8 protein-coding genes and 1 tRNA gene are annotated in these 7,937 nt (G+C 52.3%); 4 read left to right on the top strand and 5 right to left on the bottom strand.

The window, feature by feature from the left end; all coding sequences use genetic code 11:
• Positions 1-308, top strand: a 308-nt coding sequence (locus L692_RS0106820) for an ABC transporter C-terminal domain-containing protein (protein ID WP_025698356.1), incomplete at its 5' end; no start/stop codon positions are given.
• Positions 309-627: 319 nt separating this feature from the next.
• Here the strand turns inward: L692_RS0106820 and L692_RS32455 are convergent.
• Complete coding sequence (locus L692_RS32455) at positions 628-783, bottom strand: hypothetical protein (RefSeq protein WP_198027713.1); 156 nt, start codon at positions 781-783, stop codon at positions 628-630.
• Positions 784-999: 216 nt separating this feature from the next.
• Positions 1,000-1,617: an NUDIX hydrolase gene (locus tag L692_RS0106810; RefSeq protein ID WP_025698354.1), complete on the bottom strand. Its 618-nt coding sequence runs from the start codon at positions 1,615-1,617 to the stop codon at positions 1,000-1,002.
• A gap of 236 nt (positions 1,618-1,853) precedes the next feature.
• On the opposite strand from L692_RS0106810, the gene L692_RS0106805 reads away from it, so the two are divergent.
• Complete coding sequence (locus L692_RS0106805; protein WP_025698352.1) at positions 1,854-3,218, top strand: dipeptidase; 1,365 nt, start codon at positions 1,854-1,856, stop codon at positions 3,216-3,218.
• 102 nt (positions 3,219-3,320) lie between these two features.
• Here the strand turns inward: L692_RS0106805 and L692_RS0106800 are convergent, their stop codons facing one another.
• The 3 genes from L692_RS0106800 to L692_RS0106790 form a co-directional block, all read right to left on the bottom strand.
• On the bottom strand, positions 3,321-3,665 hold the full coding sequence (locus L692_RS0106800; protein ID WP_025698350.1) for a DUF898 family protein: 345 nt from the start codon (positions 3,663-3,665) through the stop codon (positions 3,321-3,323).
• 245 nt (positions 3,666-3,910) lie between these two features.
• A tRNA-Gly gene (locus L692_RS0106795) sits at positions 3,911-3,981 on the bottom strand.
• Positions 3,982-4,035: 54 nt separating this feature from the next.
• Positions 4,036-6,162 carry a putative bifunctional diguanylate cyclase/phosphodiesterase gene (locus tag L692_RS0106790; RefSeq protein WP_025698348.1) on the bottom strand — a complete coding sequence of 709 codons (2,127 nt, stop codon included), beginning with the start codon at positions 6,160-6,162 and terminating at the stop codon, positions 4,036-4,038.
• Between the two features lie 356 nt (positions 6,163-6,518).
• On the opposite strand from L692_RS0106790, the gene L692_RS0106785 reads away from it, so the two are divergent.
• Together L692_RS0106785 and L692_RS0106780 are read left to right on the top strand one after the other, a co-directional pair.
• Positions 6,519-6,761, top strand: coding sequence for a FeoA family protein (locus L692_RS0106785; protein ID WP_036722406.1), 243 nt, complete (start codon positions 6,519-6,521; stop codon positions 6,759-6,761).
• Positions 6,758-7,937 (top strand): ferrous iron transporter B (locus L692_RS0106780; RefSeq protein ID WP_025698344.1); only part of this gene is annotated, 1,180 nt, incomplete at its 3' end. The genes L692_RS0106785 and L692_RS0106780, both read left to right, overlap by 4 nt.

Below are 7,937 nucleotides of genomic sequence, written 5' to 3'. Positions count from 1 at the left end.
CGAGTGAAGCGAAGGCAAGCGCCGGGAAACCGTCTCCGGCGGGAAGCATGGCGCTTCCGGAGCTGAAGACGCGGGGCGCTCAGAGCGGGACCGGTTCACACCGCTCCCGGAACGCCCGCTCCGCCGCCGTCTGGGAAAGCGAGATTGCCGAAACCGAGAGGCAGCTCCACGGCATCGAAGCTCGGATGCTGGACCCGCAGCTAAGCAGCGATGCCGCGAGTCTGGCCGAGCTGGACGCCGAGCGCGAAGCCCTGCGGTCAAGGCTGGACGCCTTATATGCGGCGTGGCTGGACAGTGCCGGCCAATAACCAAGACCCGGACCGCGCAGAACCGGCAGCGGTCAGGCCGAAGAGCGCTGCCGGTTCTGCCGCCCGAAGACACGGCAAGGCCGCCGCTTTGGTATCGAAGCGGCGACCTTAGCTATGAATCCCGTATCCTTGTCTGCAAATAAACGGCTTGCTCCACCCTGAAAATAAGGGCGGCGCAAGCCGTTTGCTCTTGTCCGTTGCTTATATGTCTATCGCAAGCACCATCATGTTGCCCCCAATGCCGCGCTTGTCTTCCCGGTCACAATTCAAAGGATAGCTCCGCCATACTTCCATCGTCTTTTATCACATGTCCATCGTACTATTTCGTGAAGCTCATAATCCAGCCCAACAGCGAAATCCATAACGGGATGCTGATCAGAATCCCCCAAAGAAGCCCGACCGAGAAACGGCCTCCGGTATGTGCCTTGGCGCCTTCCTGCTTCAGCGGCAATCTTAAATTCTCTTGCTTTTCCATGCGATCCCCTCCTAAATAATCTTATCGTCACAAAAGAGGAAAAAAATTAGACCGCCGGACCTAAAAGTTTTTATCAGGGATATAATTAATTATAGCCATAAAGACTCAGCGGGCATACCTTTTTTGTAAGCCTTTTCATATGTTTATTCTAAACGATTTCCCGGCTTTTTTAAACAAAAAAATAACAAGTTCTTTATGTACTTTTTATGCATGAAGCTAGTCCAGTATGACCGCCTTATCCGGCTGCCGCAAAAATTCAAACATCGTAAGGATCTGTTTCTCCGTATTCCGCTCCACCGACAGCTCCGGCAGCTCATCCTCCTTGAAGAAGCCGACTTCGCTCGTCTCAAGTCCCCCTTCGGCTTCTCCTCCGACGATCTCGCATAAAATAAACAGCTTGTAGATATGATAGGGCTCCGGCGGATGGTCATGGAATTTCTTGTCCAGCACGCCGAGCAACCGGACCGCTCTGGCAGCGAATCCCGATTCTTCACGGATTTCCTTGACCGCTATCTCGCGCGGCGACAGGCCAATGTCGGCCCAGCCTCCGGGCAGAGACCATTTACCGTCTATTTTTTCCCGGACCATCAGGATCCGGCCTTCCCGGAACGCAACGCCCCGGATATCGACCTTCGGCGTGCAGTAGCCTTTATCGCCCGCAAAAGACAGCCGAATCTTCTCCTTGCTCTCCAAAGTGTAATTCGCCATAATATCGACGCTCAGCTCCCGGAGCGCCTCGTACCGCTCAATATCATACACATCTCTCGCATATTCCAGTCCCGTCTGGGCGATTGCCTGAATTTCCTTGGCCCAAGTCAACCATTTTGCTTCCATGCATATCCAGCCCCTTTCATATCGGACCCCGTTTCATGCTTCAATCCTGATTTTTCCTTAGTCTATCACGGCTGCGGCCTGTGAAACAACAAACCGAGCCGGGTTCACCAAGAGCAATTTTTGATTGTGCGGGGGTTATTCCAGTATAATAATTCCTATGGACCGCCGAATACGGTTCGGCGCATCCGTCACAAGCCCAGCGCTTGCGACCCTGCATATCCAGGAGGTACATAATGATGTCTTACACCGAATATTTTGCATCCCGCCGGGATGAACACTTGAACGAGCTGACCGAATGGCTCAAGATCCCCAGCATTTCCGCACTGTCCGAGCACAAGGATGATATATTGGCGGCGGCGCAGTGGCTTGCGGATACGCTGGGCAAGGCGGGTCTGGAGCATGTCGAAATTCATCCGACCGGCGGTCATCCCGCCGTCTACGCGGACTACCTGCACGCGCCCGGCAAGCCGACTCTGCTGCTCTACGGGCACTATGATGTCCAGCCGGTCGATCCGCTGAATCTCTGGACGACTCCGCCGTTTGAACCAAATATCCGGGACGGCAAGCTGTACGCCCGCGGCGCAACCGACGATAAAGGCCAGGTCTTTATTCATATCAAGGCGATAGAGGCGATATTGAAGCAGGAAGGCTCCCTGCCCGTTAACCTCAAGGTATGCATCGAGGGCGAAGAAGAAATTGGTAGCGTGCATTTAACCTCCTTCCTGGAACAACATCAAGACCTGCTGGCTGCGGACGCCGTTCTCGTCTCCGACACCTCCCTTCTGGAGCGCGGAAGACCGGCGATCTGCACCGGACTCCGGGGCCTCTGCTCGCTGGAGGTGGACGTCACGACGGCCTCCACGGATTTGCACTCTGGCACTTACGGCGGCGCTGTCCCTAACGCGCTGCACGCGCTCGTTGCCCTCTTGACCTCGCTTCATGACGACAAGGGCCGTGTTGCGGTGGACGGCTTCTACGAAGGCGTTCCGGAACTCTCTTCGCTGATGCGCGAAGAATTCGCCAAGCAGGGAATCGACGAGGACAAGATCCGGGAGGGACTCGGATTGTCCGCTCTCTACGGCGAAGAAGGCTATACGTTCGTCGAGCGCGTCGGAGCCCGGCCTACGCTGGAGCTTAACGGAGTCTACGGCGGCTTCCAGGGGGAGGGCACCAAGACCGTTATTCCAAAAATCGCCCATGCCAAAATCACCTGCCGCCTTGTCGGCGACCAGAATCCGCAGCATGTCCTCGACGCCATTGAAGCCCATCTGATATCGCATATTCAGCCGGGGGCCGAGGTCCATGTTCGGCAGATGGAGAAGGCGTTCGCCTTCAACATCGATCCGTCGAATCCCTTTCTTCAACTGGCCGCGGACGCTTACGGCAAAGTATACGGCACACGCGCCCTGTTCACGAAGGACGGCGGCTCTATCCCGGTCATGGAAAGCTTCTCGCGCATCCTGAAAGCGCCGGTTGTTCTGATGGGCTTCGGGCTTGACGATGAGAATCTGCACGCGCCCGACGAGCATTTCAACCTGGAGAACTTCGACAAGGGCCTTTTGACCATCGTGGAATTCCTGAAATCGGCGGGAACCCTCTGACTGGACCGCAAGCTGAGGCGATATGGCAAAAGGCTCTCCGCCTATTTGGAGCGGAGAGCCTTTTTATTTAGGACGTATTCATAACCGTGAACGGAAAACAAACTAAAAATGTGTGTGCTTTACTCTCCATTGCTCCAGTTTAATAGAAAGCCAGAAAGAGTAAATGCCGAGCGTGATTATAGAGAGCAGCCACCACTTAATCCAGTTGCCGAATAATTGAACGGCTGTTCCATCAAAACGAAGTCTTCTCCCTTCTATAACAGTATGTTCAATTCTCCATCTGTAGAGCATGACGATGGCCCATGGATAACAAATGCCCAGAGTTATAAAAGTTACTATGCCACCTAAGATGTACCAGCCTATGTATTGTGCCAATCCACCATCAAAATACGACTCTCCGCTTCCATTAATCGGAACATTTACATTTACGTTAATAGCAGTCTCCAAATTCATCCCCCTTATCTCATATTTTGATTCTAGTATCCAGCTTATGGGTATTATTTCCTAGTATAAATGTCACAGAATATCACTTAAAAATTCACTCAGTTGTCGAATCATCCGAACCGGCAAACGAATTGGCATCCGTCGCCCCATGAATTGCCCCATAAACATAAAGTCGTCTGTCGTTTTTCGAAAAATACACAAAGAAAAAACCCTTGCGCCGCAAGGGGTTGAGGTGAAATATAGGCTTAAGCGGGTGATGGGAATCGAACCCACGCTATCAGCTTGGAAGGCTGAAGTTCTACCATTGAACTACACCCGCGCTTTCGTGAACAGTTAATATTCTAACACTTCTGCACGGATAAGGCAATTCCAATTAGGAGGGCATCCCAAAAATAGTAGGCTTCAGGAAAAGCCTTTCGAACTCCTGCGCCCTGATCGGTTTGCTGAAGAAGTATCCCTGCGCCTCATGGCAGCGCTGCTGGCGCAAGAATTGCAGCTGTTCCTCATTCTCCACTCCCTCTGCCGTCACCTTCAGCTTCAAATGATGCGCCATGGAAGTGATCGTGGACACGATGGCGGCATTGTTGCTGTCCTCCATCACCTCCGCCACGAAGGAACGGTCGATTTTGAGACGGTCAATCGGCATATTTTTCAGATAATGCAGCGAGCTGTAGCCCGTTCCGAAATCGTCGATACTGATATATACCCCAAGCTCTTTAAGCCGTGTCAACTGCTCGAAGGCCTTTTCCTTGTCCATTGTCATGCTCTCCGTAATTTCAAGATCAACATATCTCGGATCAAGGCCAATCCGCTTCAGGAACCCTCCGATCTTCCCCGCCAGATTCGGCTGGAGGAACTGGCGCATCGACAAATTGACCGAGACGCAGATTGGACGGTATCCCGCCAGCTGCCATTCCTTGTTCTGGCGGCAGGCGGTTCGGAGCACCCAGTCCCCAATCGGAACAATAAGCCCGCACTCCTCCGCGATAGGAATGAACTCAGCCGGGGACACGAGTCCGCGTTTCGGATGCTGCCAGCGAAGCAGCGCCTCCATGCCGACAAGCTCCTTGGTGGCCAATTGAACCTGCGGCTGGTACAGCAGAAAGAATTCCTCCCGCTCCAGCGCTCTGCGCAGGTCATTCTCCAGCTTTAATCTTTCCTTTGCCTTCATCTGTATGAACGGGACGTATCTGCGTATATCCACCCCCTGTTCCTTGGCATCATGAACGGCGGTATCCGCATTCTGAATAAGCTGCTCCGCCGTATCTCCGTCTCCGGGAAAGATGCTGAGGCCGATGCTGAGCGAAATATGGTACTCCCCGGAGTCCAGCTCAATAGGCTGATCGAACAGATTCAGCAGCTCTCTGGAGCGGAGAAGACAGCTGTCCACACTGCCGATGTCCGTCATCAGATAGGCGAACTCATCTCCGCCCATACTGAATAAATCCTCGTTACGCCTGGCGCCTTCCTGAATCCTTGATGCGGCCAATTGAAGCAGACGGTCTCCGGCCAAATGGCCCAATGAAACGTTAATATGCTTGAAATGATTGATATTGAGGACGGCCAGCGCCGAGCAGCTGCGGATGGCGGAGGTTCTGTGGGACTCGATCACTTCGTCGACTTGCTGGAGCAGCCTGCGCCTGTTCGGCAGACCGGTCAAATCGTCATGATAAACCAGATAGTTGATCTGCGCTTCAATCGCCCTTTTCTCATGGAAAGGCTCCTCAAGCGTCAATCTGTATACGCCGCCAAGCAGCCAATAGTAGGCCACCGCGCAGCTTACCGCTCCGAACAGCAGTTGGAGATTCTTGCCGGAGGACGCGTCCAAATAGAACGCCTGGCCCAGAGCCAGAAAGATGAGCGACCTGATAATAATGAGCAGCGAGGGAGACTTCTCCGCCCGTGCCGGGGAGATGATGAAGGCTATGCCCAGGAGATAAACCAGCAGCACGGCAGCATTCAGCAGCTTTCTGGCGAAAGTCGCTTGTGCGGGACTGATAATTCCCTGCAGGAAATAAGAACCCGCGCTAAATACGATCACCGACAATACAACAAGAAAGATCGACTTTCGCAGGATGCTGTTCTTGCCCGAGAGAAGCGCCGGAGAATCTTCCTTCCCAAAGATCAGAAAAATGCCGATTGCACTTGCCAGCCGCGAGAAGGACAACAGCCAGAGCGCCCTGTCTTCGCTGATCAGGCTCCGGATGAACGGGATTCCGATAAAGCCGAGCGTATGCAGCAGATCAAACACGCAAACACCCAAAAAAAGAGCGGAAGAGTAAAGTCTGCCCCTTGACAACTGATTCGAGAAAAGGAGCCATCCCTGGGCAAAAATAGCAAATCCGAAGGCGCTCGTACACCAACTGCCAATCAGATACAGCGCAGACAGCGCTCCCCGTTCATAATCGCCATTCGGCGTGATGGGCAGGCTTTGAACCAACAGGAATAGCGCTGCGCCGGAGACTGCTGCAATTACCGTTTTCTTCTCTTCCATCTTCATAGGCTTTCATAGGCCCCTCATAGAAATTATATACCCTCCATAATATATCGGTTGGATAAGGCTGGAAAGTTACAGTGCTCTGCCGTTATTGTTTAAGAAAGTCGAACTAGGAATCCCGATAATAAATAGCGTTATTATACTTATTTCTGCGAATGAGAACGGTCAATAGACCCAATTTCTATCCGTATCTGCATTAATATATGCAAAGAATCAAGCTTTTGTTTATGGATAACCCGGCTTCGGGCTTGTCGAAAAATATCATCTTGTGATTTTAATCATTGAATCAAGCATGAAAAAATGATAAATTACAAAAAAACGAATGAGACTGATTCTCAGTCTCCACCGGAGGGGTTAAGATGATTGAATCAGTTTGCCACGTGCTGCAAATGCAACCGGGTTCCGCAGGCGCTATTCAAGGAATAGAAGGAATGGACCCTGTCCTGCGCCGCCGCCTGGCCGATTTGGGAGTATCGGAAGGCTGCACTGTCTGTCTTAAAGGAAAAGGTCCGTTCATGGGTCCGGTTATGCTGGAATGCAATGGACAATTGCTTGCCATCCGTCGGAAAGAAGCCTCGAAAATTGTGGTGAACGTGTCATGAGTTCGATCGCACTTCTTGGAAATCCTAATACAGGAAAGACGTCCCTTTTTAATACACTGACTTCATCTTATGAATATGTAGGGAACTGGGCAGGGGTAACGGTAGAGAAAAAGGTCGGCGACCTGAAAAATGGCGCAGGCACCCTCATTGACTTGCCCGGCATTTACTCCCTGCATCCGCTGTCCCGCGACGAAGGCGTTGCAACCCAGTACCTGCTTGAAGAATCGCCGGAGGCGCTCGTCAATATCGTCGACGCTTCGCAGCTTGAGCGCAATCTTCTGCTGACCGTCCAACTGCTGGAGTACGGCAGGCCGACCGTTATCGGCCTCAATATGATCGACGTAGCCAAAGCCAGAGGCATTATGGTTCATCCCGACATCCTGCAATCCAAGCTTGGCATCACCGTGCTGCCGCTGGTCGCAAGAACGGGCAAAGGCAGCTCGCAGGTTCTGAGCTTGCTGGAGAACTCCGCGGATATTCCGGCTGTGAACTTCAAGCTCAATTATGGAGCGGTTGTTGAGCAGGCAATCTCTTCCATTGAACAGGAGATGAAACAAGTAACCGGCCTTCCCAATCATCGTTGGGTCGCTCTGCAGTTCTTGGAGCAGAATCCGGTTATTCTGGAATTCCTCAAGGACCGCGCCGATGTGGACAACCTGCTCGCGATTCGTGAACATTGTCAGCAGGAGCTTCAAAACAGCAAGATGGCGATTACCCTTCCTCAATGGATTCGCTCTGTCCGAACCGATTATATTCGCTCGCTTTGTCTTGACGCTCTGGACACATCCGGCATTAAACCCCATAACTTGACGGAACGGCTTGATTCCATTCTGACGAATCGCTATCTTGGATTGCCAATCTTCCTGGCGTTTATGTATGTGCTGTTCAAAACAACCTTCGAATGGGTCGGTGCGCCGCTGTCCGACTTGCTGGACGGTCTCATTTCCGGTCCAATCAGCTCGGGAGCAACCTCGTTTCTGGATACTGTCGGGGCCTCCGATTTCCTGCATGCATTAATTGTTGACGGCATAATAGGCGGTGTAGGCGGCGTTATCGTCTTTGTCCCGCAAATTTTCATCTTGTTTCTAATTATTTCCTTCGTGGAAGATTCCGGCTATATGGCCCGCGTCAGTCTGGTCGTGGACAGCATAATGGAACGGATGGGACTAAACGGCA

Source organism: Paenibacillus forsythiae T98 (assembly GCF_000520735.1).
Taxonomy (GTDB): Bacteria; Bacillota; Bacilli; order Paenibacillales; family Paenibacillaceae; genus Paenibacillus_AQ; species Paenibacillus_AQ forsythiae.
Note: the sequence above shows the minus strand (reverse complement) of the source record. Positions and strands in the feature narration are given on the sequence as shown.

Coding starts and splice junctions, on each gene's coding strand:
- L692_RS32455 (WP_198027713.1), bottom strand. CDS start 783: ATGGAAAAGCAAGAGAATTTAAGATTGCCGCTGAAGCAGGAAGGCGCC.
- L692_RS0106810 (WP_025698354.1), bottom strand. CDS start 1,617: ATGGAAGCAAAATGGTTGACTTGGGCCAAGGAAATTCAGGCAATCGCC.
- L692_RS0106805 (WP_025698352.1), top strand. CDS start 1,854: ATGTCTTACACCGAATATTTTGCATCCCGCCGGGATGAACACTTGAAC.
- L692_RS0106790 (WP_025698348.1), bottom strand. CDS start 6,162: ATGAAGATGGAAGAGAAGAAAACGGTAATTGCAGCAGTCTCCGGCGCA.
- L692_RS0106785 (WP_036722406.1), top strand. CDS start 6,519: ATGATTGAATCAGTTTGCCACGTGCTGCAAATGCAACCGGGTTCCGCA.